Genomic DNA, 25416 nt, shown 5'->3' with positions numbered 1-25416 from the left:
AGTCCATCCGGGATCTGCTCAAGCGCCCGGATCTCATGCGTTCGGTCTGCCGCACCCACTCCCCATAGCGGAAAGAACTTTTGGCAATCGGTCTATTAGACACTTATCTCGAATCAGAAATCCGGTCAACCAGGAAAGCTGTCGTAACCCATTGAAATGAAGTTCTTCCCCAAGGAATCAAGGAAATGAACCCTCTGCGATCCTGCTCCCTCACCGAAGAATGACAGGAAAGGACAAGAAGATAAGGATTTGAGATCTGTGATGCGCGGCAAGATCGAGGAACCTTTGCAGGCCGGAGATTCGTTGAAGATCCCAGCCTGGGTGAGCCTCGGGCTCATGGGAGTGAGTCTGGCCGGGGTGAAGGATGAAGACCGGCAAGACAGCGACGAGAGAAGCCATCTGGTGGAGAGAGAGGGAATCCGCACCAAGCTCGCCCGACCTAGTCGATGGGGAGGAGAGCGCAGATGAGAGCTGCGAGACCCCTGTCGTCTCTATTCACTCCTGCTTAATAGGAAAGCGTTGAGTGTCAGGGGAGGGGGGCTTTGGGCCTTTTCCGTGGAGCGTGGCCTTCGAGCGTGGACGCGTCAGAGAGCGGCATCAATGATCGATTCTTAAGGGCTCCAGCAGGGACCGAATGGCATCGGGGAGTGGTTGAGGCTGGAGAACGCCGTGAACTTTTTTGGCATGGGCGAGCACAAGTTGACCTGTAGCGACCATGCACAGATGAGCCTTCTCTTGTATTTCGAAGCGATAGGTGATGGATCGGTCGCCGATTCGAGTGACGAATTGGCGAATGATCAGGATGTCACCGAACCGGGCTGGGGAATGAAAGTCACAGCTGGCGTGAACTCGGGGCCAGAGGGATTCCGATTCCGGTGAAAAATGGGTACCGGTGGGGTCAAGCTGACGAGCGAGGGCGTGCTCGCATTTCTCCATGTAGCGAAAGAAGTTGGAGAAATGGACGATTCCCGCCATGTCGGTTTCGTGAAACTCGACGAGATGTTGGATCTCGATAGCGGGAGTGTTCACGAGGGCTTCAGGGCTCCAATGGAAAGACTCCGGGACGGGGCCGGAGTCGAAAATTTCCGTGTTTGAACGGGGCAGGGAAGAAGGTCGGGATGGGGCCTGAAAATCAGGCGAATCCGAGCATGCGAAGCACGTGAATGGAGGCTCCGATGAAGGCGGTGATCAGGAGCACGATGAAGAGTTTGATGCTCAGTTCGATCTGCGGGCGAGTCATGGCCGCTGGTGATAGGATGTCGCTGCCAATTAGGGAAGCGGAAAACCGTGAGGGAGCGATCGTTGAAGGGCACAAAAAAACCGGAAGGCGGATGCCTTCCGGTTGAATGATCGAATCCTGAACGCTCTGGAATCAGAGCTCGAGGTCGTCTGCGCTGTCGGTCGTCGTGGTGGTGGTGCCACTGCCCACGCCACCAGCATCGGGGCCTTTGATGACGGGTTGGACGCTACCCCAGACGGTGCCTTTGCCGTTTTTCTGGAGGGTCTTACCACCACCCACGGTGACGTTGTTGTCGGTTTCGCGGATGATCGGAGCTTCGACGCTGTTGTCGAGGCGGAGGATCACGGCCTTACCCCCGTATGGGCCCATGTCGAAGGTCCAGTTGGTTTGGGCATCCAGAAGTGGGGTGGCAAGAACCGGACGGTTCGAGTTACCGGTGCTGTTTTGACCTGTGGTGGCATCGAGCATGACGTAACCAAAGCCAACCTCACCCTGTGAAAGGGCTTTGCCGGGCTCGAGGTTTTTGTCGGGCTTCCGGGTGTAAGGCGTCTTGGTGTAGAAGATGTCTTCGTTGTCGGCGCCGTAGGCGATGAGTTGGCGGAAGTAGTCGTTGGACTTGTTGCCGGAGAAGTCGAGGCTGCTGCCGGTGGAGTCCTTGACATCCTGAGCCGTGTTGTTGTCCGGGAACGAACCGAATTCTTGGTCGAACTCGATGAGGTACATGCCGACTTGCTTGGCATTGTTGATCGCTTGGGTGCGGTCAGCGGCTTTGCGCTGGCGGAGCACCATCGGTGCGGAAAGGCCCGCGAGGGCCGCAATGATCACGATGACCACCAGAAGCTCCACAAGTGTGAAGCCGCGGCGGTGCGACTTGTTCATTTTCATGGTTTTATCGATTTATGGTTATGATTTGGGGCGGAAAGGCCCCGGTTATTATGCGACTCAGATTCTGACGAAACCGAGTCAGAGAACGCTATGCCAGGGGGAGATGCGCGCAAGGAGAAAGATCCACGGTGAGTGCCTTACCTTCGGACGAGTTTCCAAAATAGGAGGACGACGATCGCCCCGAGGATCGAAGAAGCGAGGGCGGGGAGGCTTGGGTACCAATGGCCAAATGAGGGGAAGAGGATAAGGTGCTTGCCGTGAGCGATCCAGCCGCCAACGAGAGTGCCGAGGAGGCCCAGGATGAGGGTTTTTCCCCAACCTCCTTTTTCGTTTCCTGGCACCACCATACGGGCGGCAAGCCCGGAGATGATGCAGAGGATGATCCACCCCATCCAACGATCCATGAATGGATATGGGGCGAGCGGGTCTGGGAGTCGAGGAGGAAGATGCAGGCTTGTCGTGGGAGAGGGAGCTGAGTGAGGTTGAGTGGATGCTGGTCGGCTCATCTTGGTTCAAGAAGGCTCGAAAGGATCTCCGGTATTTGGTCGGAGTGTCGGGTGGGGCGGACTCGGTGGCATTGCTTCATGGTCTGAAGGAGGCTGGTTTTGAAGATTTGGTGGTGTGCCATTTGGATCACGGTCTCCGAGGTCAGGAATCGGTGGGGGATCGTGAGTTTGTGGAGGCGCTCGCCCATGCGTTGGGTTGTGCGTTCGAAGAGGGGAGATGGGATGGAGCGAAGTGGAAGGGGCGGGAGGGGTCGATGGAAACGGTGGCCCGGGAGGCGCGCAGGCAATTCTTTGAGGAGTGCGCGATTCGATGGGAGGCGCCCCGGGTGATTTTGGGGCATCACGCCGATGATCAGGCGGAAACGGCCTTGTGGCATCTGTTGCGGGGGAGTCGGGGAGTTTCGGCGATGAAGGAGGTCCAGATTTGGGAGGTGGGAGGAGGGACGCTGGAATGGATTCGGCCGTTGCTGGGATGCCGAAGGGCAGAATTGCGAGCCTGGCTTCGTTCGAGAGGGCTGATTTGGCGGGAAGATGGAACGAATGGGGAGCCGATTGCGGTGCGCAATCGGTTGAGGAACGAGCTATTGCCGTTGGCAGAGTCGATCATTCGGCGAGATCCGGTGGAGGCGTTGTGCCGAGCCCTGCGGGGCGATGAAGAGTTGAGAGAGATTGAAGCCTGGGCGGTCGAGCAGGCAGGGGCGGTCGATCCGCAGGGGCGTTTGCATGCGGGGCGGCTGCGCTGTTTGCCGCCAGCGTTGCGGGGAGCATGCGTGTATCGCTATTTGGTGGCCCGGGGGCTTTCTGGGGTGGACCGCGCGGTGGTGGGCCGTGTGGTGGGGATGCTGGAGGAGAAGGGGGCCTCAAGAGTTCCTCTGCCAGGGGGGCGAATGATGCGCCGCAAAGAAGGAAGGTTGTGGGTCGAGTGAGAGGCTGTTTGGATGTTGGGCATGATGCGACTGATATTCGGATTGATGTTGATGGTGGTGTCGGCGGCATGGGGCGACTGGCAACCTCTTTGGCCCGGCGACGCCCCGGGTGCGGCACGTCCGGCTGCGGGAACCGAGAGGCAGGACGGAGGGCATTGGACGGACATTGAGCAACCTGAGTATTTCCTTTATCCGGCCCCAAAGGAGAAGCGGACGGGGCAGGGTGTGGTGATTTTCCCTGGGGGCGGCTACACGGTGCTGGCGATGGACCATGAAGGCCACCAGTTGGCGCAATGGCTGAATGAGAGGGGGATCAGCGCGATGGTGGTGAAGTATCGAGTGACGGGAAATGACGCCCTCGGATATGGCTATCCTGTGCCATTTTTGGATGCGCGCCGGGCCATTCGAACGATGCGTTCGTTGGCGGGCACGCTGGGGGTCAAATCCGTGGGCGTGATGGGTTCGTCGGCTGGCGGACATCTGGCGAGCACGTGTGCCACGCGTTTCGCCGATACTTTTGATCAGGAGACGAGCGATGCGATCGATGCTCAGAATTGCCGCCCGGATTTCGCGGTGTTGATTTATCCGGTGATCACGATGGGTCCGGAGACTCATGTGGGATCGAAGCGTCGCCTGCTGGGGGAGAACCCAACGGAAGAGAAAATGGAGGCGCTGTCGACGGAGCGTCAGGTGTCGGGAGCGACTCCGCCGTGTTTTTTGCTGACGACCTCAGACGATATGGTCGATTGCCGCAACAGCCTGCGCTTTGCTGAGGCCTGCAAGGCTGCGGGAGTCCCTGCGAGCCTACACCTTTTTGAAGAAGGGGGCCATGGGTATGGGCTGAAGGGGAAAGGAGAGCTTCAGCAATGGCCGGGGCTTTTGGAAGCGTGGCTGAAGCGGCAGAGCGAAAAGCATCTCTGAGGAGCGCTATGCATGCGGTGGCGGAGAGTCCGCCACCGCATGGAAAACGATCCGGACGGATGGGCCTTAGCTCTTGGCGATGGCTGCCAACACGGCCTTTTGGGCATGGAGGCGGTTTTCGGCCTGTTGGAAGATGGTTCCGGCGTGGGCTTCCAGAACTTCTTCCGTGATTTCCTTTCCGCGGTATGCGGGAAGGCAGTGCAGGACGATGTGACCGCTGGCAGCGCTGGCCAAAAGCGAGTCGTTGACCTGATAGGGGCCGAAGGCGGCCTCTTTCTCCGCCTGGCCTTCTTGTCCCATGGAGAGCCAGACATCGGTATTGATGACGTGGGCGCTCTCGACGGCCTCAGCCGGATCTCCGGTGACCCGAACGTTGGGGGCACTGAGCTTGTCGAGAAACTCAGCAGGCGGGGCATAGGATTCCGGGCAAGCGACGACAAATTCGAAGCCGAGCTTTTTGGCGGCCCACATCCAGGAGATGGTCATGTTGGAGAAACCGTCGCCGACCCAAGCCACTTTCTTGCCATCCCAACCGCCGAGCTTTTCGCGCACGGTGAGGAGGTCGGCGAGGATTTGGCAGGGATGCTCATCGTCGGTGAGGGCGTTGATGGTGGGGATGCCTGAATATTCGGCAAAGTCGACGACGTCTTGCTGGGCGAAGGTCCGGATGACGGCGCCGTGCACCATGCGGCCGAGGACGCGCGCGGTGTCGATGATGGGTTCGCCGCGACCCAGCTGGATGTCGTTTTTGGAAAGGAACATCGGCGAACCCCCGAGTTCGCGGATGCCGACTTCGAAGGAAACCCGGGTGCGAGTCGACGACTTGGTGAAGATCATCGCCCAAGTTTGACCTTTGAGCGGCTGTCCTTCCCGACCGCGCTGCCGTTTGATCAGCTCGGCGCTTTCGAGCAGGTGGAGGATCTCTTTCTCGGAGAGTTCTTCGATGGTGAGGAGATGCTTCATGGGTGCGGGAGTCAGTTCTTCAGGGAGTCGAGAGTGGTCCGGACGATTTCCAGAGCCTCGGCCACTTCGTCTTCGGAGACGTTGAGGGGTGGGAGGAGGCGCAGGGTTTCGGGGCCGGCAGGAGGGGCGAGCAATCCGTGGGAGATCAACTCAGCAGAGAGATAAATGGCGGGCAGTTTGCCTTCGGGTACCTGCATTTTGGTGGTGTCGAGGCCGATCCCGAGCAGGAGGCCGACGCCGCGAACGTCTGTGATCAACGGGTGGTTCCAGGAGGCGACGGTTTCGCGAATCTGAGCCTCCCGAGCACGCACGTTTTCGATGAGGTTGAGGGTCTGGATTTCCCGCAACACCGCGAGAGCGGCTGCGCAGGCGAGCGGGCTGCCCCCGTAGGTGGTGCCATGGGAGCCCGGCCCCATCAGGGACGAGAGGGGTTGGTCGCCATCAATGAGCCGGTCGGAGAGCCAGAAAGCTCCGATGGGGAAGCCCCCGCCGAGGCCTTTGGCCCAACTGATGCCATCGGGCGCAAGCTCGGGGACGATCTCGCGCCAAGCCATCGGGTCGCCGCAGCGGCCGAAACCGGTTTGGACCTCGTCGAGGAGCAGGAGCAGGTCGTGTTTTTCACACAGTGCCTTGACTCCGCGGAGGAATTCCGGGGTTGCGACATGGACGCCGCCCTCGCCTTGAATGGGTTCAAGAAGGATGGCTGCGGTGGACGATTGAATGGCCGCCTCAAGAGCCTCGAGGTCATTGAAAGGGACGTGCCGAAATCCTGGAAGCATCGGATCGAAGCCTTCTTTGACCTTGTCCTGTCCGGTGGCATTGATGCCGCCGAGGGTTCGGCCGTGAAAGGATTTGAGGAAGCTTACCACCTCATAGCGGGGAGTGCCGTCGGCTTGAGGCCGGGCATGCCCGAAGCGCCGCGCGGATTTGATGAGACCGTCATTGGATTCGGCTCCGGAGTTGGAAAAGAAGACTTTTCCGGGGAGCTTGACGTGTTCCTCGACGATGCAGCGGGCGAGTTCTTCCTGCTGCGGAATGTGATAGAGGTTGCAGCAATGAATGAGGGTGGCGGCTTGCTGGGAAATGGCATCGACGAGCACTTTAGGCGAATGTCCGAGGGAGCAAACTGCGATGCCGGAGCAGAAGTCGAGGTAGCTCCGACCTTGGTCGTCTTGCACGCGAGTTCCCTGTCCTTGGACAAGGGTGAGCGGGAAGCGGCCGTAGGTAGAAAGAATCGAGGACATGGGAAAGGGCGGGGTGTATGCGGTTCGTGCGGATATTTCAAGCCGCTGCCTTGAGGGGCTGTGGAATGATGAGTTTGGGTGTGGCGACCACCCGCCAAGTGGCGAGGAGAGTCAACGCCCCACCGGCGATTTCGAGGAGAGTGAAAGTTTCGTCAAAGAAGGCCCAACCGCCGAGGGCGGTGACCAGGGGGAGAATCATCTGAATGGAGGAACCTCTCGCTACCGAGAGGCTGCGATAGGCGTGGGTCATCGAGAGCTGGGCGAGGCCGACAAGGACGGCGGCCACGGTCATGATGAGCAGAGCAGTCGGTGGTAGGGTGGAAGCGGGTTGGGCCGCGGGGAGGGCGGCGAAGAGGGCGCTGGCGAGGCACTGCGATGCGTAGATGGTGGCGGTGTGTTCGGTATGGCGGAGTTGCCGGATCAGGGTGATGACGATGCCTGCCGCAACGGCACCAGCGAGGGCAAGGAGGTCATAGCGGCCGACGGGGTGTTCGAGACCGAAGCCGAGAAAGACGAGCAGTCCCACGAAGCCGGCACCCATCCAGGCCCACGATCGGAGTGGCAGGGTTTCCTTCAGCCACAGTGAGGCAAACAGACAGCCAAAGATCGGGTAGCTGAGGTTGATGATCACGGCCCGGCCGGCACCGAGGTGGACGACGGTGATATAGAAGGCGAGGATTCCGAAGCCGCCAATGAGACCGCGGGCGATGAGCAGGGGCCGGGTGAAGAGGTTTTTGGGCTGGAAACCTTTGCCGATGAAAAAGGCGGTGACGATGAGCATGCCAACGACACCGCGAAACAAGGAGGCGACCCAGCCATCGGCAGCAGGTACGGCAAGCGACAGACCGCGAATCATCAGGGTATTCACGGCGAAGGCGACGACGGAACCTAGCATCAGGGTGATGCCGGTTTTCTCGGACGGACTGGTGGTCATGGCAGCGGTGGCACCGCGATGGCCGGTCGGGAAAACAAAAACCCGGCAGCCATAGGGTGCCGGGGAGGGGTGAAGGTTCGTTCGTTTCGCAACTTCATCACACGCCGGCAGGCCCGAGCCAGAGGGCGCGGGCTGCGATTCGACGGAGATGACGTTTTGCGGTCAAGAGGGCTGATCCCTACGGGCGGATGGAGGCGATGGCAAGTGCAGAGTCCGATCGATTTATGGAACCGGGGTGGTTTCCAGAGCGGAAAGGACGAGAGGTTGGGAATCGGAGCCATCTGCTGGCAGGAGTCGATGGCGCAGTACTGCTGGGAAAACTTGCTGCACGTGATCGGGATGCACGGCTGCAGATTGGCTGAGGCATGCAGCAGCTCGGGCCGCTTGCATCAGGGCGAGTGATGCGCGCACGGAGACGGCGGCATCGCCACCCGCCAATCGCCGGAGGCTTTCACAAAGGCCGACGATGTAGCCCGCGACGTTCTCGGAGAGTGGCACTTGGGCGGCGGCACGCTGAATGCCGAGGATTTCCTCGGGGGTGAGTAAGGGATCCAAGGGCGAGGTGAGGGTCCCGGAAGCGTGTTCGAGAAGGATTTTTTTCTGGGTGGCTTCACTGGGGAGCTCCATCCGAATCGACAGCAAGAACCGATCGAGTTGGGGCTCGGGCATGGGGAAGGTGCCGTGGCGATCGGCATCATTGCGGGTGGCGATGACGAAGAACGGATCGGGCAGGGGGCGGGTGACTCCATCCAGGGTGACCCGGTGTTCGTTCATGCACTCGAGCAAGGCGCTTTGGACGCGAGGCGAGGTGCGGTTGATTTCGTCCGCCAGGAGGCAGTGGGTGAAGACGGGACCGGGGATGAATTCGAATTGGCCGCGGTCCATGCGGTAAAGTGAATGGCCGAGGAGGTCGGCGGGAAGCAGGTCGGGTGTGAACTGGACGCGTTTGAAGCTGCCTCCGATGGAGCTGGCGAGGGTGTGGGCAAGGGAGGTTTTGCCGATCCCTGGTGGGCCTTCGATCAGGACGTGTCCGCGAGCCAGAAGTGCGATGAGCAACTGGTCGGCAGCGTCTTCCGACCCGAGGACGGTGGAAACGAGTCGATCGTGGAGCGGGCGGAGTCGATCCATGCCGGGTTTAGTGGACGCGCTGTTTGAGGAGGAGGCGGATGGCTTCGGGATAGAGGCGATGCTCTTCGACCTGAATGCGGGCGTGGAGGGACTCGGCGGTGTCGTCGGCCAGGATGGGAACTTTGGCTTGGAGGAGAATCGGGCCGGTATCCATCCCGGCATCGACGTGGTGAACGGTGCAGCCGGTTTCGGAGACTCCGGCATCGAGTGCCTGGCGCCATGCTGCGATTCCGGGAAAGGCGGGAAGGAGGGAGGGGTGGATATTGAGGATCGATTGGGGAAAAGCCTTCAACAAGGGGTCTTTGACGAGGCGCATGAACCCGGCGAGGCAGATGAGATCGCAATCGGCTGATTTGAGATCGGCTGCGGTTTGAAACTGGGATTCGAGCGGAAATTTGGTTTTGAACCCGTGGCAATCGATCACTCCGGTGGGAATGCCATGGCGGCGGGCTCGCTCGAGGATGAAAGCGTCCGGGACGTCGGACAGGACGAGAGCCAAGGTGGCATCGAGGGTGCCGGCCTCGATCGCGTCGATGATGGCCTGCAGGTTCGAGCCAGAGCCGGAGCCAAGGATTCCAATGCGCATGGCGGGAAGCTAGGCGGTGGACTCGGCTCGGGCGAAGTTCAAAAATTCGCTGAGGAAGAAGGCGGCAAGTTCGAGGTGGATGGCGGAGGATTCCTCCCTAAGCTGCTGGGAATGGAGGAGATCAGCGTGAAGGAGCCCAAGCAATGGGCGGCGGGATTGCCGGCAGTGGCGGTTTCGATGAAGCAGGTGGTGGGGCGTGATGGTATGGTGCGAGGAGCGCGTGGCTTGTTGGCAATGAATCAAATGGGAGGATTTGACTGCCCGAGTTGCGCGTGGCCGGATCCGGATGGGGGGCGAGCGGCGGCGGAGTTTTGTGAAAATGGGGCCAAGGCGCTGGCCTCGGAGGCGATGCGGCAAACAATCGGGCGGGAGTTTTTCGCACAGCATTCCGTGGCCGAGCTGGCGGAGCAGGAGGATGCGTGGCACGACCGACAAGGCCGTTTGGCGGAGCCGATGATTTTGGAGGAGGGCGCGACGCATTATGTTCCGGTGAGTTGGGAGGAGGCCTTTGACGTCCTCGCGGAGGAGTTGAAGAGATTGGAGTCACCGGATGAGGCGATTTTTTACACTTCAGGACGGGCCAGCAATGAGGCGGCTTTTCTGTATCAATTGTTTGCGCGAGCCTTTGGGACGAACAACCTCCCGGATTGCTCGAACATGTGTCATGAGTCGAGCGGGACGGCGCTCAAGCAGGCGATCGGAGTGGGCAAGGGCACGGTGACCTTGGATGATTTCTTGGAAGCGGAGGTGGTGGTGTGTGTCGGCCAGAATCCGGGCACTAATCATCCGCGGATGCTCGGGACTTTGCAGGAGGCGGTGAAGAAGGGGACGCGCCTCGTGGCCGTGAATCCGTTGAAGGAAGCAGGTCTGCAAGGATTTGCCCACCCGCAGACGGTGGCAGGTATGATGGGGTGGGCGACGCGCTTGGCTTCGACCTACCTGCAGGTTCGAGTGAACGGGGACATGGCCTTGTTCCGAGGGGTGGCGAAGTGTTTGGCCGCGGAGGAGAGTTTCGTGGCCGCCCATACTCAGGGGTATGAAGCGTATCGTGCGGTGGTGGACGCGACGCCGTGGCCGCGGATTGAGGCGTTGTCGGGCATCTCGCGGAGGGAGATCCATGAGTTTGCCGAGTTGCTGGCTTCCGGGGAGCGCAAGGTCATCACCTGTTGGGCGATGGGATTGACGCAGCACCGGAATGCGGTGGCGACGATCCGGGAGGTGGTGAATGTGCACTTGATGCTGGGAGCGATCGGCCGTCCCGGGGCTGGGCTCTGTCCGGTTCGTGGGCACAGCAACGTGCAGGGAGACCGGACGGTGGGTATTTGGGAGAGAATGCCGGAGGGTTTTTTGTCGGCGCTGGACCAATGGTCGGGCCTGGTGAGCCCGCGAAAGCAAGGGCATGACACGGTGGATTCGATTTTGGCGATGCACCGGGGTGAGGCGAAGGTGTTTTTCGGTCTGGGTGGGAACTTCGCCCAAGCGACGCCGGATCGAGCATTCACGGCGGAGGCGCTACGAAGGTGTCGGCTCACCTGCCATGTTTCGACTAAGCTAAATCGAAGTCATTTGGTTCACGGGCGTCGTGCTCTGATTCTACCGTGCTTGGGACGGAGCGATGACGATGGGGGGCGTTGGGTGAGTTGCGAAAACTCGATGGGAGTCGTGCAGATGTCGCAAGGGAAGCTGCCACCGATGTCGAAATCCATGTTGTCGGAGCCTGAGATCGTTGCGCGCGCGGCGGAGGCGGTGGTCGGCGATGTGGGACGGATTCGCTGGCGGTGGTTGGCAGAGGACTACGATCGGATCCGTGATGGGATCGAAGCCGTGGTGCCAGGGTTCGAGAGTTACAATCAACGGGTGGTTGTGCCGGGTGGATTCTACCTGCCGAATGCAGCCAAACAACGGGTGTGGGATACCGCATCCGGGAAGGCGGAGTTTGCGGCGGCGGAATTGGATGCTTTTGATCCAGGAGAGGGTCGGCTGATCCTACAGACGTTACGCAGCCATGATCAGTTCAATACCACCGTGTATGGGATGGATGACCGCTATCGGGGCATTTCTCATGGGCGACGGATGGTGTTGGTGAATCCAGACGATTTGAAGGTGCGTGGGATTCGTCCGATGCAGCCGGTGCGGGTCACCAACGATGAGGGAGGGCGGAGACGCTGTCTGGAGGGGTTTTTGGCGGTGCCCTATGAGATGCCGCGCGGGATGGCGGCGGCCTATTTTCCAGAGGCCAATGAGTTGGTGCCGGTGGGCAGCGTGGCTCGCGAGAGCAACACGCCCACCAGCAAGGCCGTGGCGGTGGAAATCGAAGGGATGTGAGATTCGCTGGAGAAATCAGTGGAGGTTGGCCTCGATGAATGCCCACTGATCGGCCGCGATCTGGATCACCTTGTCGAGAGCGGTTCCAGCTCCGTGGCCAGCGCTGGTTTCGATGCGGATGAGGACAGGGGGGCCGTCTTCGGCCTGGCACGCCTGGAGGCGGGCGGCAAATTTGAAGCTGTGGGCAGGAACGACTCGATCGTCGTGGTCAGCCGTGGTGACGAGGGTCGCCGGGTAGCGGGTGCCCGGCTTGAGGTTATGGTAGGGAGAAATCTTGAGGAGGTTGGCGAATTCTGCCGGATCTTCAGGGTCACCGTAGTCGCGCTTCCAAGCCCAGCCGATGGTGAACTTGTGGAAGCGCAGGAGGTCCATCACTCCGACGGCTGGCAAACAGGCCCCAAAGAGGTCGGGGCGCTGGGTCATGCAGGCTCCCACCAGCAGGCCGCCATTGCTGCCGCCTTGGATGCCTAATGTGGAGGAGGTGCAGTATTTCTGCGCGATCAGCCACTCAGCGACGGCTTGGAAGTCGTCGTAGCTGGTCTGCTTTTTCAGCCGGATGGCGGATTCGTGCCAGTCTTTGCCGTATTCTCCTCCCCCGCGGATGCAGGCGACGGCGAGGACTCCTCCGCGTTCCAACCAGACGGCGCGGCTGACGGAGAAGCCTGGCGTCATGGGGATGTTGAAGCCGCCGTAGCCGTAGAGGAGGGTGCGATGGGAGCCATCGAGCTGGATGCCCTTTTTGTGAACGAGGAAGACGGGAACCTTGGTGCCGTCCTTGCTAGGGACGAAGACTTCGTGGGTTTCATAGTCCGCCCCTTGGAAGTCGATCTCAGGGCTTTTCCAAAGCTCGCTTTTTCCGGTGGAGATGTCGTAGTGATAGATCGCTCCAGGGTCGGTGAAACTGCTAAACCCATAGTAGGTGGAAGTGTCCTCCTGGCGGCCGTGGAATCCGCCTGCCGTGCCGATGCCGGGAAGGTCGACTTTGCCCGCTGCCGAGCCATCGAGACCGTGGAGGGCGATTTCGGTGTGGGCATCGACAAGGTAGCTGCAGATCAGCTTGCCTCCGATCATGGAAGCTTCTTCTAGGAGGTTGTCGGTTTGCGGGATGATTTCCTTCCAGTTTTCGCGGGCCGGATTCTCGGTATCGATGGAGACGATGCGATAGCGCGGGGCGTCGAGGTTGGTGAGGAAATAAAAGGTTCCACCGAGGTTACCGACGAAATGATAGGCGGCATCTCCTTCAGGGAGGAGCTCGACGGGCTCGCTGCCGGAGAGTTTCTGATAGACGACGCGGTTGTCCGTAGAGGTGCCGTCGTAGATGTTGATGAGGAGGTAGCCGCCGTCATCGGTGACGAAGGCGGAGAGGTTCCAGTCGGGTTGGTCTTCGCGTTGATAGATGAGTCGGTCTTCTTCCTGGGACTGGCCGAGAGTGTGGAAGTAGACCTTGTGGTTGCGGTTGCGCTCGGTGAGAGCGGCATCGCCCTCGGGTTGAGGATAGCGGCTGTAGTAGAAGCCGCTTCCATCAGGAGCCCAGGAGAGGCCGCTAAACTTCACCCACTTGAGGAGGTCGTCACGATCTTTGCCGGTGGCGACGTCACGGACGTGAATTTCATGCCAGTCGCTGCCGCCGCGGGAAATCGACCAAGCGAGGAGTTTTCCGTCGCGGCTCGGCTGCCAGCGGGAAAGCGAAACGGTGCCATCCTCGGAGAGGGAGTTGGGGTCCATCAGGACTCTCGGCTCCGCATCGAGAGCCGAGGCGGTCATCAGCACGCTTTGGTTTTGAAGGCCGGTGTTATGGGTGAAAAACCAACTGCCGCCATGTTCTTCGGGCATGCCGAAGCGTTCAAAGTTCCAAAGTTGGGAGAGGCGATGGGCGATCGGCTCGCGTTCGGGAAGTTTCTCCAGATATCCGAAGGTGACCTGGTTTTCGGCTTTCACCCAGGCCCGAGTTTCGGCGGATTGGTCGTCCTCGAGCCAGCGGTAAGGGTCCGCGACTTTCACGCCATGAAGCGTTTCTACGAGGTCGGTGGATGAGGTTTCGGGGTAGTGGAGGGCGGCAGAGAGGGCAAGAAGGGGCACAAGCATGGGTTGAAGATGCGTTCGACAAGCAGGGTAACGGCCAGATCGCCGGGATCTTGTCGGAAAAGCCTCATTCAGTCCCGAAGTTCGCCCGCGTAGACGTTGAAGCGGGGCGGGCGCAGGAATCCGACCAAGCTCTGGCCGGAGGCTTGGGCAAATTCGATCGCCAGGGAGGAAGGCGCGGAAATGGCCGCGACCAGAGGAATGCGGGCACCAAGCGCCTTCTGCATGATTTCGAAGGATACCCGCCCTGAGACCAGCAAGAAGGACTCTGCGAGGGGCAGCTCATGAGCGAGGGCGTGTCCGATCAGTTTATCGACTGCGTTATGGCGGCCGATGTCCTCGCGACAGGCGAGCAGGCTGCCGGAGGCCTCAAAGAGGCCGACCCCGTGAAGGCCTCCGGTCGTGGCGAAGGTGGTTTGAGCGGCGCGCAGGCGATCGGGGGCTTGCAGCAAAGCAGATGGGGGAAAACGGGGCGGATGGGGGATCGGGGGAAAATCGGCCACGATGCGATCGATGCTCGCCTTTCCACAGATGCCGCACGAGGACGCGCTGAAAAGATGCCGCTGCAACCGGGTGGGATCGAAGGCGGCTTCGTCGGAAAGAAAGACTCGAAGATGGTTGGGCACGGCTTCGTCGTCGATGCGGCGAATGCCCGTGAGCGAGGGCAAGATGCCTTCGGTGACGAGGAAACCGCGGACCAAGTCAAGATCGTGGCCGGGAGTGCGCATGACGACAGCAATGGGGCAGCCGTCGAGAGTGATTTGGAGAGGTTCTTCGACAGCCACCCGTTCGTTCTTGGGCGAGCCATCGGCGGCGCGAGCGGAAAACGAACGGTCCATGGGTGGGTCAGTGGTGGAGGCGTAGAACGCGGGGAGTGATGCCGGTGAGAATTTCCCAAGCGATGGTTCCGGCTTTGGTGGCGAGTTCATCCACCCGCAGGTGGGGGCCGAAGAGTTCCACTTCCGCTCCAGCCACGATGCCCGAACCGGTCACATCGACCATGATTTGATCCATGGTCACCCGGCCCAGCACGGGAAATCGTTGGCTGTGGATCACCACTTCGGCGCCTTGGCCGGAGAGGTGGCGCGGGTAGCCATCGCCATAGCCGATGCCCACGGTGGCGACTTCGGTGGGCCGTGTGGTGACGAATGAGCGGCCATACGACACTCCGTGGCCCGCCGGTAGGGTGCGGACCAAGGTGACTCGGGATTTGAGAGTCATGACGTTTCGGAGGCGCTCGCCAAATCCGGGAAGCGGAGAGATTCCGTAGGTCATCAGCCCAGGGCGGGCGAGGTTGCAGGGGCCTCGGTCGTACCCCAGAAGCCCTGCGCTATTGTTGAGATGAATCCAACGAAAGCGGGACGATCCGCCGAGCCGAGTCACGGTGTCGGCAAAGAGTGCCACCTGTTGGCGGGTGAAAACTTCGTCTTCATCGGCGCTCGGGAGGTGGGAGCCGATGCCTTCGATGTCGATCCCTGGAAGGGCTTCCAATTTGGGAAGAAGGGTGGGGAGAGCATCTGGCAAGAAGCCCCCGCGCCCCATGCCGGTATCGACCGATAGATGGCATCGGAGGGTTTTGCCGGCAGCGGTCGCCAAATCCGAAAAATGCTGAGCTTCGGACAGAGTGGAAAGGCAGGGGGTCCAATCACGATGGACGATTTCTGCGCGTTCCGCTTCCCAGGTAGCACCGAGAAGGTAGATGCGGGTGGTCACGCCGGCATCGGCGATGCGACGGGCTTCGCCGACGTTGGCGACGCCAAAAAAGGCGACTTCATCGGTGGCGAGGCGACGGGCGATTTCCTCGAGTCCATGGCCGTAGGCGCCTGCTTTGACGACAGCCATAACGGCGCATCCGGAGCATTCGCGGGCGACTTGGAGATTGTGTTGAAGAGCGGAAAGATCGATTTCCGCCCACGCGCGAGGTGGTGAAGGGAGGGCCATGGGCGAGGGAAGTGGAGCGCTGATCGCTCTTGTTCGCAAGTGTTTGGCCCGGAGGGAGGAGTACAGTCGGTTGCAAAATGGAAGAGTCAGGGGGGGCTCAGGTGATTGGCGGATATTGGAATCAGGAAGCCCCTGGTGGGTTGCCGAAGGGAGAGGCGGCAAGGCTCGCGCGAAGACGTCAACGGGCTGAAGTCGCGGTGGAATCGGGCGCTGGTGATTCCGCGAAGCTTCCTGACCGGAGGAATCGCTGGGTGAGCTCGATGACTTGGGGTCGCTTCATCAAGTAGGGGTGGGAGACATGCACGATGACGTGGTCCTGGAGGCTTTCGAGGCGGGTATTGGCGACGGAGACTTTCCCATCGTCGGGGCCGTGAATCATCAGGCTATTGATCCAATTGATGCTGCGATCGCCGGCGATGACACCGACTTCGAAGGGAAGCTCTCCCAGTTGATGGGCGGTGGATTCGGGACTGGTTCCGAGTTCGGAGCCGGCGGGTCCATTGAGTTTTTGAACGATCCACCAATGGCCGATGGCGTCGATGACTTCGCTACCGCGATTCGGTGGGCCAAGCATGACCACTCGCCCCACACGAGCATCGGTGTGGCGATGGAAGTAGCTGCGGACCAAAAGGCCCCCCATGGAGTGGGTGACAAAGTGGATCTTCTCGCAGTCGGCGAGTTTCGGATGATCCAGTGCCAGAGGCAGGATGGATTCGCTGAGGTTCTCGATGGTGTCCTTCCGTGAAGGATATTCCTGATTGAGGACGAGGTATGCGGCCTGATTCAGGGCGCGGGCCATTTTTTCCATGCTCGCGGCCCGGCGACACAGACCATGGAGGAGAATGACCCCTTCTGGCTTTTCCGCAGCATGGGTCAGCAGCGGCAGCATTCCCATGGCAATAAGAGCGGGCTTCATCGGGCCCAAGCTAGCTTGAATCGATGGCGCTCCCAACCGGATTTTTGAAATCCGGTGTCGTTGCGACAGGGGAGTGTACGTGAATCAGGGCAAGCGGGTGACCTGATAGTAGAGGGTCGTGGCGTCGAGGGCGGTCCCGTTGTCGGACACGATGCCGGGGAGGTCGATGCGATGAACGCAACCTTCCTGCACTTTGGTTTCGATGATCAAGTCGTGGTGGCGGGAATCGAGCTGGGCTTTTTCAACCGGCAGATCGGCTTCGCGGGTTTTCGGAGAGCCGTAGTCGACGTGGTAGTGATAGTCGAAGGCATGGATTTTCGGAGTTCCGGGTTCCGCCACGGGTTGGCTGAATGTGATGCGGAATTGCTGGCGGCTGCCGGATTTCTCCAGCTTGACCGAAGTCACTGTGAGAACTTGGTCGAGGTTCTCGGGCTGGATGCGGAATAGGCCCTCCGCTCCCGCCCATGAGAGGTGGGTTTTGCCGACCCACAGCGTTCCGTCGGGTCCGAAGGCCAAGCGGTGGTTGCCAGCGCCGAGCGGAGTTCCGTCGAACATGGGGATCAAAGTGCCCTGAGTGAAGCCATCGACTTCGTCGGCGAGGAAACGGACCAATCGCGGCTGGTTCATTTCACCAATCAGAGTCTGGCGGGCGTAGGGCCCCCATGATTCGGGAATGACGACGGGTTGAGTCGGGGAGTTGGCGAGGTCTCCTTGAGGGAAGCGTGCCGTTTCCTTGGTGCGCAGGCGGTCGAGGCGACCGACGGCCATTTTCATGGGATCTCCTCCCTTCCAGTCGTCTTGCCAGACGAGCGAGGCGGGGTGGCCATAGAAGCCTCCTTTTTCGACGACGTAGAGGGGGGAGGTGCCCCGCCAATCGCCCTGGTTGTCATCGACCAGCAGCCGCCCTTCGGCGTCGAAACCGATGCCATCCGGCGAGCGAAATCCGCAGGCCCAGGGTTCCACTTGCTTGCCGTCGGGTGAGAGTTTGAGGATCCAGCCGCGATACGGTACACGGGAATACATGCGGCCAGCTTTTACCGAGCGGTCGCGCCATTTTCCATCGTGCTGCATCTGACGAAAATCGAGTTGTCCGATGTCGGACCATTCGCCGCGGATTTCGGGTCGGATGCCTGCGCCATTGGAGGCGAGATTCAGGGCGATGAAGAGGGAGCCATCGGGGGCTTTGGCGGGCCCGAAGGCGAATTCGTGGTAGTTGCCGGTGAGGCCGAATCCGTCGAATACGGTTTGGTAGGTTTCGGCTTTGCCGTCGCGATTGCGATCCCGGAGTCGGGTGAGTTCGGCCCGCTGCATGACGAGCAGGCTATCCGTGCTCTCTGCAAGCAAGCCCAAAGGCTCCTGCAAGCCTTCGGCGAAGGCCGACCAGGTTTCCGTAGCGGGATCGAAGATCATCAGTTCTCCGCGGTGGAATGCGACGGCCACCTTGCCATCGGGTCGAACATCGACGCCCCCGACCTGAGGATCGACCCCAGAGGGATTGGGCATTGCTTTGAAAGAAAACGGCTGGGCTGCGGCCGCTGTGGCGACCAGGAGGCAGGTGGAGAAGAATCGGATCATTTCTTCCAACGGAAAGTGAGGGTGAACGAGGAAGCGGCGGCTGCGTCGATGCGCAGGCTGCCGGAGGAACTGGTGACTTCCACTCCATCGCTGGCTTCCACCGTGCAGGCGATGCCGGGATGGATTTCGAAGTGGCGTTCGATACCGGAGCCATCGGCCAGCGGGTGGATGGTTTCGGAGAATTGGTGGCTGCCGCGGCGATAGTGGAAGGTCGGGAGGCCATCATCGCCCATCTCGTAGCCGAGGAATTTCGAAGCTTCCTGGCCGCCAAGGGAGGCGGTTTTCAAGGGAAAGGCTTCCTCTCGGTAGAGGACCGGCCCGCCGAGTTGGGCGAGGGAGCTGCCATTGCCTTTCCAGTAGGGATAGCCATCAAGGAATCCTCCCTGCCAGATGTAACGCAGGCGGCACTCGGAGGCATCGAAGGCGTAGGATAAGGTGCCGGGCAGGGCGACCGCGATGGCGGCGGGAGAGGTATCGGGTAGAAAGATGCGCTGAACTTGCGGGCGGCGCACCATGGCGGGCGGGATGGCGAAGGGGTCGCCCTCCCCTGTCTTTACCTCTGCTTTGCCTTCGGCTTCCGATAAAATGTAGGGGAGCAGGGTGCGGAGGGTGTCTTCTCCGAGGTGGGCCATGGATGGCATCTCGATCGCTCCGGGGCGTTTTTGCTCAGGGTGGAGACACCACTTGACGAAGTCGTCGGGTCGCCCGCGGTAGATGCCGGAGATTTCAACGAGAGAGGGTCCCACCACCATATGATCCACTGCATGGCAGGCAGAGCAGTTCATTTGGAAGACCTGAGCGGGTGTCAGATCCTCCGCGGTGGCGGCAAGAGCCAAAAGTGGAAGGAAGGTCGCGGAAAGCTTCATGGACAGGGTATCGGAGGAGCGGTGCCGGAGCCGTGAGCCCCGGAAACGAGCCGAAGGGCGCGAATCTATCATACAGGAGGGCAGGTTCCGGAAGCCCCCTTGCCAAAGAGTCGGTGCCATGAAATGCGATATTTCGGGTGAGATGCCGACAGGCAATTTTGGGTTGGAGAGCCCGCCTGATGGACCTGCCAAGCTCGGCAGAAATTTTCGCGCTTGCACCGGGTCTAAATGTATCCATGTTGGTAACAAATGGCGGCCAACCTCCAATTTTCGATCGCGGTGCATGCCCTGGTGGGTTTGCGCTATCGGTGTGAGTTGGAGACGACCTCGGAGATGATTGCCAGCAGTGTGAATACGAGTCCGAGTTTTGTTCGCCGGGTGCTGGCGAAGCTCTCCAAGGCAGGATTGATCGAGACGACGAAAGGGAAGCATGGCCACAGTCGCTTGGCGCGGGATGCCTCCCTGATCTCGTTGTGGGATGTTTACCAAGCTGTCGATGCTCCCAAGGCATTTGCGATTCACCAATATGAAGTGAGTGAGCCGTGTCAGGTGAGCTGCCAGATCAAGCAGACTCTGGAGATGGTGCTGGGAGAATCGCAAACGGCTCTCGCGGGGTGTCTGGAGAAGATTTCCATCGAGGACCTGGTGAAAAATGTGAGTCACACCTGAAAAAATTTTCCCAATAATGTTAACGCGAAAGTAACAATATGAGTGCAAAGAATGAGAAACTGACAGGAAAAGTGGCGGTGGTCACCGGAGCTTCCAAGGGGATCGGAGCGGGCATCGCGAAGGATCTGGCGAAGGCCGGGGCTTCTGTGGTGGTCAACTACGCCTCGAGTCGGGAAGGCGCCGACAAGGTGGTCGAAGAGATCCTGGCTGCAGGAGGTGCAGCGAAGGCGGTCCAAGCGGACGTTTCGAAGGCGGCCGATATTGAGCGTTTGTTCGCGGAGGCTGTGGCGGCGTTTGGGCAGGTCGACATTCTGGTGAACAATGCGGGCATTTATGAGTGGGCGGCACTGGAGGAGATCACGGAAGAGAGCTTCCACCGCCAGTTCGGTCTGAATGTGCTCGGGTTGCTGTTGACCACGCGGGAGGGGGTGAAGCATTTCCCTGAATCCGGCGGTAGCGTGATCAACATCAGCTCGATTGCGGGTTCGACGGCTTTGCCGGGGTGTTCGGTGTATGGGGCGACCAAGGCGTCCGTGGACTTGATCACCAAGGTGCTTGCCAAGGAGTTGGGGCCGCGGGGGATTCGGGTGAATGAGATCGCTCCTGGGATGGTGGAAACGGAAGGTGCGGCAGAGTTTGTGAAGAGCGACTTTGGAGCGCAAGTGGTGGCGCAGACGCCGCTCGGGCGGATTGGCACTCCTGCGGACATTGCTGCGGCGGCGGTCTTTTTGGCTTCGGAAGACGCTTCGTGGATGTCTGGTGAAGCCATCTACCTATCTGGTGGCTATCGCTGATCGCGAACGAGAAGCCGGACTCGGAATCAGGCCCGATGACGGGTCCGGCTCAAGGCTTTCCCCGGTGGTTGACCCGGCGGGTCGGCGTTGCTAGCTTCCGCGCCCTTTTCCCGAAACATGAGCGCTGACTACAAAGACACGGTCCTGCTGCCGAAGACCGATTTCCCGATGAAGGGGGATCTGGTCACCCGCGAGCCGGAACGCCTCGCCCGCTGGGAGTCCGAAGGTCTCTACGCTCGCATTATGGCCCGCCGCAAGGCGGCGCAGGCACCCAAGTTCGTGCTTCATGACGGACCTCCGTTTGCCAATGGCGATGTCCACATGGGAACGGCTTTGAACAAGGTTCTCAAAGATTTGGTGGTCAAATCGAAGACGATGGCAGGCTTTGAAGCCCCTTTCGTGCCGGGTTGGGACTGCCACGGTCTGCCGATCGAGTTCAAGGTGGTGAAACAGACTCAAGGGCTGGAGCCGGCTGAGATCCGCCGTCGCTGCACGGAGTTTGCGGAGAAGTTCATCGATATCCAACGCGGGTCGTTCAAGCGCCTTGGTGTGTTCGGCGATTGGGCGCATCCCTATCTGACGATGAATCCCGGCTACGAAGCCGAGATCGTCCGCGTGTTCGCGAAGATGGTGGAGAATGGGGTGGTGTATCAGTCCAAGAAACCGGTGCAGTGGTCATATGGTGCCCACACCGCTTTGGCTGAAGCCGAGGTGGAGTATCAGGATAAGGTCAGTCCATCGATCTACGTGAAGTTTGCGCTGACGCCTAGTGCGGCCGCGAAGCTGGGGATCGGCAATGCATCGATCGCGATCTGGACGACCACCCCCTGGACGCTGCCGGCCAATCTTGGCGTGGCGGTGCACCCGGATTTTGACTATGTGGTGGGTCAGTTCGACGGCAATGGTCGTCGGGAGATCCTGATCGTGGTGAAGGAGCTCGTGGAGTCGCTGACGGAGAAAACCGGCATGCGCTTGGTGCAGACTCTGAAGGAAGTGAAGGGCCGCGATTTGGAGAACCTATCTGCGCGGCATCCGTTCTTGGATCGGGAGTCGAAGATCATCCTGGGTCAGTTCGTGACCACGGACACGGGCACGGGCGCGGTTCACATCGCTCCGGGCCACGGGGCGGACGACTATGTGGTCGGCCAGCAATATGGATTGGGTGTGCTTTCGCCGGTGGATGACGACGGTCTTTACACGGAGGAGTGCGGCTTGCCTGAGTTGGTGGGGAAGCATGTTTTCCAATGCAATGAGCCCGTCATCGAGCTGCTGGAAGCCAAGGGCGTGCTGTTGGCTCGTGAGGACTACGCGCACAGTTATCCGCACTGCTGGCGATCGAAGACGCCGATCATTTTCCGAGCGGTGGAGCAATTCTTCATCTCTTTGGATACGCTCCGGCAGACGGCTCTTGATGAGATCGACAAGACCGAGTGGCTCCCGGCCTGGGGGCGGAACCGGATCTTTGGAACGGTGGAAGCTCGCCCGGACTGGTGCATTTCCCGCCAGCGGACCTGGGGAGTGCCTTTGCCTGTCTTCTTTGAGGACGGAAAGGCGGTGCTGTGTGCTGAGACGGCGCGCAAGGTGGCGGATCTCGTGGAAAAGGAGGGAACGAATGTGTGGTTCGAGCTTTCCGATGCCGAACTCGTCGCCCGCCTAGGGCTGAAGCCGGGGCTGACGAAGTGCCGGGACACGCTGGATGTGTGGATTGACTCTGGGTGCTCGCACGTCGCGGTGCTGGAAAAACACCCGGAGCTGCACGTTCCTGCGGATCTTTATCTTGAAGCGACCGATCAGCACCGCGGGTGGTTCCAAAGCTCACTGATGATGTCGGTGGCGTACCGTGGAGTGGCTCCTTACAAGGCAGTGCTCACTCACGGATTCGTGGTCGATAAGGACAAGAAGAAGCTTTCGAAGTCCGAGGCCGAGAAGGCGGGCAAACCGATCGATGCAGCCCACTTCTACAACAAGTATGGGGCGGACATCGTGCGCCTTTGGGTCTCCTCGGTGGATTGGCAGAATGAAGTGCCGTTTGGAGAAGAGCTCTTCAAGCAGGTCGCGGAACCGTATCGACGTTTGCGCAATACTCTGCGGATTCTTTTGGGCAATCTCGATGGCTTTGATCCAGCCAGTGACCGGGTGGCTCCGAGCCACATGCCGGTGCTCGACCAGTGGATTCTGGAGCGTTTGCACTCGGTGGTTTCGGAATGCCGAAAGGCATATGAGCGATATGAATTCCGCAAGGTCTTCAATGAATTGAACCAGTTTTGTGCCACGGATCTTTCGGCGGTCTACATCGACGCAACCAAGGATCGGATGTACTGCGACGCACCGAAGTCGGTCCGTCGGCGCGCTAGCCAAACGGCGATGCACGATGTGTTCAGTGCGTTGACCCGACTGTTGGCGCCGATTCTGGCCTACACGGCGGATGAGGCCTGGGAACATGCCCCATTCACGACCGGGAGCGTGCATGAGCAGGATTTTCCGGAAGCCGATGCCAGCTTCGCCCTAGGGGAAGCGACCGCGAAGGTGGCACGGTTGTTGGAGATTCGTCACGACGTCCAGCAGGCGATCGAGGAGCAGGTGAAAGCCAAAGCCTTCAAGAAGAACAACGAAGCGGCGGTGAAGTTGGTCGTGAAAGAAGGCGAGCCGGTGTATGCGCTGCTCAGCGACGAAGATTTTGCCAAGGAGTTCTTCATTGTGGCGGAGTTTGATGTTTCGGCGGGTTCCGACTTTTCGGTCAAGGCGACGAAGTCGGAGCATCCGATGTGTCCGCGTTGCCGACGGTATGAAATCCTGACGGGTGATTTGTGCGGCCGTTGCTCCAGTGTGGTAGCGCAGGCCTGATCTTCCGGTTGACTTCGATTCCGAGATTCCGATGAGTGAAACCGCGACCTCCACAGCGTCTGTGTCCAAGCCGAGAGTGTGGCCATGGCTTTTGGCGGTCACGGTGCCGCTCTACATCCTCGACCAGGTGACCAAGTTCTGGGTGGTGGATCATTTCAGTGATCCGCCATTCGACGTGACGGGAGTGGTCAAATACAACTCAAGTGCGGATCCGCCGATCGTGGTGATCGACGGATTCTTCAACCTCGTCCGGGTGCACAATCAGGGGGTGGCTTGGGGCATGGGGAATGGCTCGGATTGGGCCCCCTTGGTGTTTCCTTTCATCTCGTTGGCGGCATTCATTTTGATCACCGTAGGGCTGAAGAAGAATTTCTTCGTTGGGAAGGTCGGGATGCTGGCAGTGAGTCTGCTGGCGACGGGCATTCTGGGGAACTTGACGGATCGTCTGATTCAGGGTTCGCGATTGGAGCGGATGCAAGGAGCGCCACTCTGGGAGCGGCTGAAAGAAGGCTATGTGGTCGATTTCCTCGATTTCAGGATTCCGGTGATCCAGTATCACTGGCCGTCTTTCAACGTGGCCGATTCCTGTATTTGCGTGGCTGCGGTGTTGTTGTTCCTGTCGGGCCTCAAGGCGGATCAGATGGCCCGCAAGGCGGCCGAAAATCCGACGAAAAGCTAAGCGCTGCCTTGCTCTGCGGTGGGCTCCGGCTCAGGCTGTTCGGGTGAAGCGCTGGTTGAAGGGCTTGTTGCTGCGACTGCTGCCATGGGTATGGATTCTCCCCTTGGCGGCGCAGGTGGGGCGTGTGAATTCGGTGCCACCGGCGCCGGCGGGAGGGGTGTTGGACGACGCACGGCTGTTCACGACGTCGCCAGGGCGGCTTCGAGCGATGGAAGAACGCATCCAGAGGGTGTCGGCGAGTTCAGGAATGCCGATCTACGTGGTGTTTTTTGACAGTTTGATCGGGCGTCGGATGGGGGACGAAGTTCAGCTTCTCCGGGATGCCTGGCTGGGCGATGGCACGGGGGTGTTGTTGGCCATTGAGACGGGAAATGGTCAGTACTGGCTGAATTGGGCGGATGGCCAGCCTGTGCAAGTGGAGGGTCAAGCGGCGGTCCCAGTGGTGCACAAGGGCGCGATGCCTCCGCAGGAGCAATTATTGATCGATCAGCAAATTGAAGATCTCGGTCGGATGCCGACGGGGTCGATGGATCATGCCGAGCGGATGGTGGAGGTGCTTTTGAAGGGGATCGAACGTTCGATGGGCCCGGGCTCGAAAGGCAGCTCGGCATCAACGGGGGCGATTCTGGTGATCACTCTGGCGGGAATGGCCATGTTGCTTTTGGCCGGGCTTCTGTTGGTGAAGCGGGCTCGCTCCGTGGAGCGTCGGACGAAGGAGAAGTTCCGATTTCCGCAGGTCAAGGTGCGGCGGCGATTGGGGGGGCGCTACTCGGGTGGCCGGGTCAGGGAGATGAGCTTCGGGGCTTCTTCTTCCGAATGACGATGGGCCGAATTGGCAGATGTTGAGGCATCAGCGCCGAGAAGAGGTGGACCATCGGATAGGCGAGCAGGGAGACAAGAATGCCACTGACCAAGAATCCGAGGATGAAATCGGAGACATTGAGTGCGACGACGGTGCTGCGGAATTGCAGGTCGACTTCACCCAGTTGAGGCATCGGAACGTGGAGATGTTCGCGGAGCCAGCCGCCGAATTGGTGCTGAAGTGGCCGAACAATTGGGGAAGTGAGAGGATTGGTGACGAAGGTGGCACCAACGGCGAATGGAATATTGGCGCGGGAGCGGGCGGCAATGGTGGCCGCTGCGAGCGATTGGCCAGGGATGGGCATCATCGCAAAGAACAGCCCAATCGACAAACCGTTGGCGACGGTGTCTCGGCAGGGGTGCCATAACCGTCTGTCTAGGAGGGCAGTGCGAATGGGCTTCCACCATTCACGGTGGCGGAGGCGGCGGTGGCCGACGATCCGGTACACCCGCCGGACGAGGCGGAGGTAGCGGATCTTCCATACGCGCGGCTCCATGTCCCGACCATGGCGCGGCATGAGTGCGATTCAA

Annotated in this window: 24 protein-coding genes; 9 read left to right on the top strand and 15 right to left on the bottom strand. The window is 60.1% G+C overall.

What is annotated here, in order from left to right; all coding sequences use genetic code 11:
* Positions 1-261: 261 nt before the first annotated feature.
* Positions 262-468, top strand: coding sequence for a hypothetical protein (locus HNR46_RS14665; RefSeq protein ID WP_184020102.1), 207 nt, complete (start codon positions 262-264; stop codon positions 466-468).
* 129 nt (positions 469-597) lie between these two features.
* Here HNR46_RS14665 and HNR46_RS14660 read toward each other — a convergent pair whose 3' ends face one another.
* From HNR46_RS14660 to HNR46_RS14650, 3 genes are all read right to left on the bottom strand, one after another.
* On the bottom strand, positions 598-1029 hold the full coding sequence (locus HNR46_RS14660) for a hotdog domain-containing protein (RefSeq protein WP_184020101.1): 432 nt from the start codon (positions 1027-1029) through the stop codon (positions 598-600).
* A 343-nt stretch (positions 1030-1372) separates the two neighbouring features.
* A complete protein-coding gene (locus tag HNR46_RS14655; protein ID WP_184020100.1) occupies positions 1373-2125 on the bottom strand; it encodes a type II secretion system protein in 753 nt (250 codons plus the stop codon).
* Between the two features lie 137 nt (positions 2126-2262).
* The gene (locus HNR46_RS14650; RefSeq protein WP_184020098.1) at positions 2263-2529 is read right to left on the bottom strand and encodes a GlsB/YeaQ/YmgE family stress response membrane protein; all 267 of its coding nucleotides are present in this window, start codon (positions 2527-2529) and stop codon (positions 2263-2265) included.
* Between the two features lie 2 nt (positions 2530-2531).
* Between HNR46_RS14650 and tilS the strand changes: the two genes are divergently transcribed.
* Positions 2532-3557, top strand: a complete 1026-nt coding sequence (gene tilS / locus HNR46_RS14645; RefSeq protein WP_184020096.1) for a tRNA lysidine(34) synthetase TilS — start codon at positions 2532-2534, stop codon at positions 3555-3557.
* Positions 3558-3578: 21 nt separating this feature from the next.
* Complete coding sequence (locus HNR46_RS14640) at positions 3579-4478, top strand: alpha/beta hydrolase (RefSeq protein ID WP_184020094.1); 900 nt, start codon at positions 3579-3581, stop codon at positions 4476-4478.
* Between the two features lie 66 nt (positions 4479-4544).
* Here the strand turns inward: HNR46_RS14640 and argF are convergent, their stop codons facing one another.
* From argF to purN, 5 genes are all read right to left on the bottom strand, one after another.
* Positions 4545-5441 (bottom strand): ornithine carbamoyltransferase, encoded by an 897-nt coding sequence (argF, locus tag HNR46_RS14635; protein WP_184020092.1) that lies wholly within the window; start codon positions 5439-5441, stop codon positions 4545-4547.
* Between the two features lie 11 nt (positions 5442-5452).
* Positions 5453-6685 (bottom strand): acetylornithine transaminase, encoded by a 1233-nt coding sequence (locus tag HNR46_RS14630; RefSeq protein ID WP_184020090.1) that lies wholly within the window; start codon positions 6683-6685, stop codon positions 5453-5455.
* 37 nt (positions 6686-6722) lie between these two features.
* Positions 6723-7619: a DMT family transporter gene (locus HNR46_RS14625; protein WP_184020088.1), complete on the bottom strand. Its 897-nt coding sequence runs from the start codon at positions 7617-7619 to the stop codon at positions 6723-6725.
* Between the two features lie 222 nt (positions 7620-7841).
* A complete protein-coding gene (locus HNR46_RS14620; protein ID WP_184020086.1) occupies positions 7842-8747 on the bottom strand; it encodes an AAA family ATPase in 906 nt (301 codons plus the stop codon).
* A gap of 7 nt (positions 8748-8754) precedes the next feature.
* Positions 8755-9333 carry a phosphoribosylglycinamide formyltransferase gene (gene purN, locus HNR46_RS14615; protein WP_184020084.1) on the bottom strand — a complete coding sequence of 193 codons (579 nt, stop codon included), beginning with the start codon at positions 9331-9333 and terminating at the stop codon, positions 8755-8757.
* 111 nt (positions 9334-9444) lie between these two features.
* Here purN and HNR46_RS14610 point away from each other — a divergent pair, with 111 nt between their 5' ends.
* Positions 9445-11658: an FdhF/YdeP family oxidoreductase gene (locus HNR46_RS14610; protein ID WP_184020082.1), complete on the top strand. Its 2214-nt coding sequence runs from the start codon at positions 9445-9447 to the stop codon at positions 11656-11658.
* Between the two features lie 15 nt (positions 11659-11673).
* Here HNR46_RS14610 and HNR46_RS14605 read toward each other — a convergent pair whose 3' ends face one another.
* The 6 genes from HNR46_RS14605 to HNR46_RS14580 form a co-directional block, all read right to left on the bottom strand.
* Positions 11674-13743 (bottom strand): prolyl oligopeptidase family serine peptidase, encoded by a 2070-nt coding sequence (locus tag HNR46_RS14605; RefSeq protein WP_184020080.1) that lies wholly within the window; start codon positions 13741-13743, stop codon positions 11674-11676.
* A gap of 68 nt (positions 13744-13811) precedes the next feature.
* The gene (gene fdhD / locus HNR46_RS14600) at positions 13812-14579 is read right to left on the bottom strand and encodes a formate dehydrogenase accessory sulfurtransferase FdhD (RefSeq protein WP_184020078.1); all 768 of its coding nucleotides are present in this window, start codon (positions 14577-14579) and stop codon (positions 13812-13814) included.
* A 7-nt stretch (positions 14580-14586) separates the two neighbouring features.
* The gene (gene alr, locus HNR46_RS14595) at positions 14587-15681 is read right to left on the bottom strand and encodes an alanine racemase (RefSeq protein ID WP_184020076.1); all 1095 of its coding nucleotides are present in this window, start codon (positions 15679-15681) and stop codon (positions 14587-14589) included.
* Between the two features lie 178 nt (positions 15682-15859).
* Complete coding sequence (locus tag HNR46_RS14590) at positions 15860-16597, bottom strand: alpha/beta hydrolase (protein WP_221285186.1); 738 nt, start codon at positions 16595-16597, stop codon at positions 15860-15862.
* Between the two features lie 84 nt (positions 16598-16681).
* Positions 16682-18172: a DUF7133 domain-containing protein gene (locus HNR46_RS14585; RefSeq protein WP_184020074.1), complete on the bottom strand. Its 1491-nt coding sequence runs from the start codon at positions 18170-18172 to the stop codon at positions 16682-16684.
* Positions 18169-19038: a c-type cytochrome gene (locus HNR46_RS14580; RefSeq protein ID WP_184020072.1), complete on the bottom strand. Its 870-nt coding sequence runs from the start codon at positions 19036-19038 to the stop codon at positions 18169-18171. Before HNR46_RS14580 ends, HNR46_RS14585 begins: the two co-directional genes overlap by 4 nt.
* Positions 19039-19287: 249 nt before the next feature.
* Between HNR46_RS14580 and HNR46_RS14575 the strand changes: the two genes are divergently transcribed.
* From HNR46_RS14575 to HNR46_RS14555, 5 genes are all read left to right on the top strand, one after another.
* Positions 19288-19707, top strand: a complete 420-nt coding sequence (locus HNR46_RS14575) for an Rrf2 family transcriptional regulator (protein ID WP_184020070.1) — start codon at positions 19288-19290, stop codon at positions 19705-19707.
* 38 nt (positions 19708-19745) lie between these two features.
* A complete protein-coding gene (locus HNR46_RS14570) occupies positions 19746-20501 on the top strand; it encodes an SDR family NAD(P)-dependent oxidoreductase (protein WP_184020068.1) in 756 nt (251 codons plus the stop codon).
* A gap of 117 nt (positions 20502-20618) precedes the next feature.
* The gene (gene ileS / locus HNR46_RS14565; RefSeq protein WP_184020066.1) at positions 20619-23345 is read left to right on the top strand and encodes an isoleucine--tRNA ligase; all 2727 of its coding nucleotides are present in this window, start codon (positions 20619-20621) and stop codon (positions 23343-23345) included.
* A 31-nt stretch (positions 23346-23376) separates the two neighbouring features.
* A complete protein-coding gene (locus HNR46_RS14560; RefSeq protein ID WP_184020064.1) occupies positions 23377-24024 on the top strand; it encodes a signal peptidase II in 648 nt (215 codons plus the stop codon).
* A gap of 43 nt (positions 24025-24067) precedes the next feature.
* The gene (locus tag HNR46_RS14555; protein ID WP_184020062.1) at positions 24068-24844 is read left to right on the top strand and encodes a TPM domain-containing protein; all 777 of its coding nucleotides are present in this window, start codon (positions 24068-24070) and stop codon (positions 24842-24844) included.
* Here the strand turns inward: HNR46_RS14555 and HNR46_RS14550 are convergent.
* Complete coding sequence (locus tag HNR46_RS14550; protein ID WP_221285185.1) at positions 24807-25382, bottom strand: DUF2062 domain-containing protein; 576 nt, start codon at positions 25380-25382, stop codon at positions 24807-24809. The genes HNR46_RS14555 and HNR46_RS14550 overlap by 38 nt on opposite strands.
* Positions 25383-25416: the final 34 nt, after the last annotated feature.

The organism is Haloferula luteola (assembly GCF_014201715.1).
Classification (GTDB): Bacteria; Verrucomicrobiota; Verrucomicrobiia; order Verrucomicrobiales; family Akkermansiaceae; genus Haloferula; species Haloferula luteola.
Note: the sequence above shows the minus strand (reverse complement) of the source record. Positions and strands in the feature narration are given on the sequence as shown.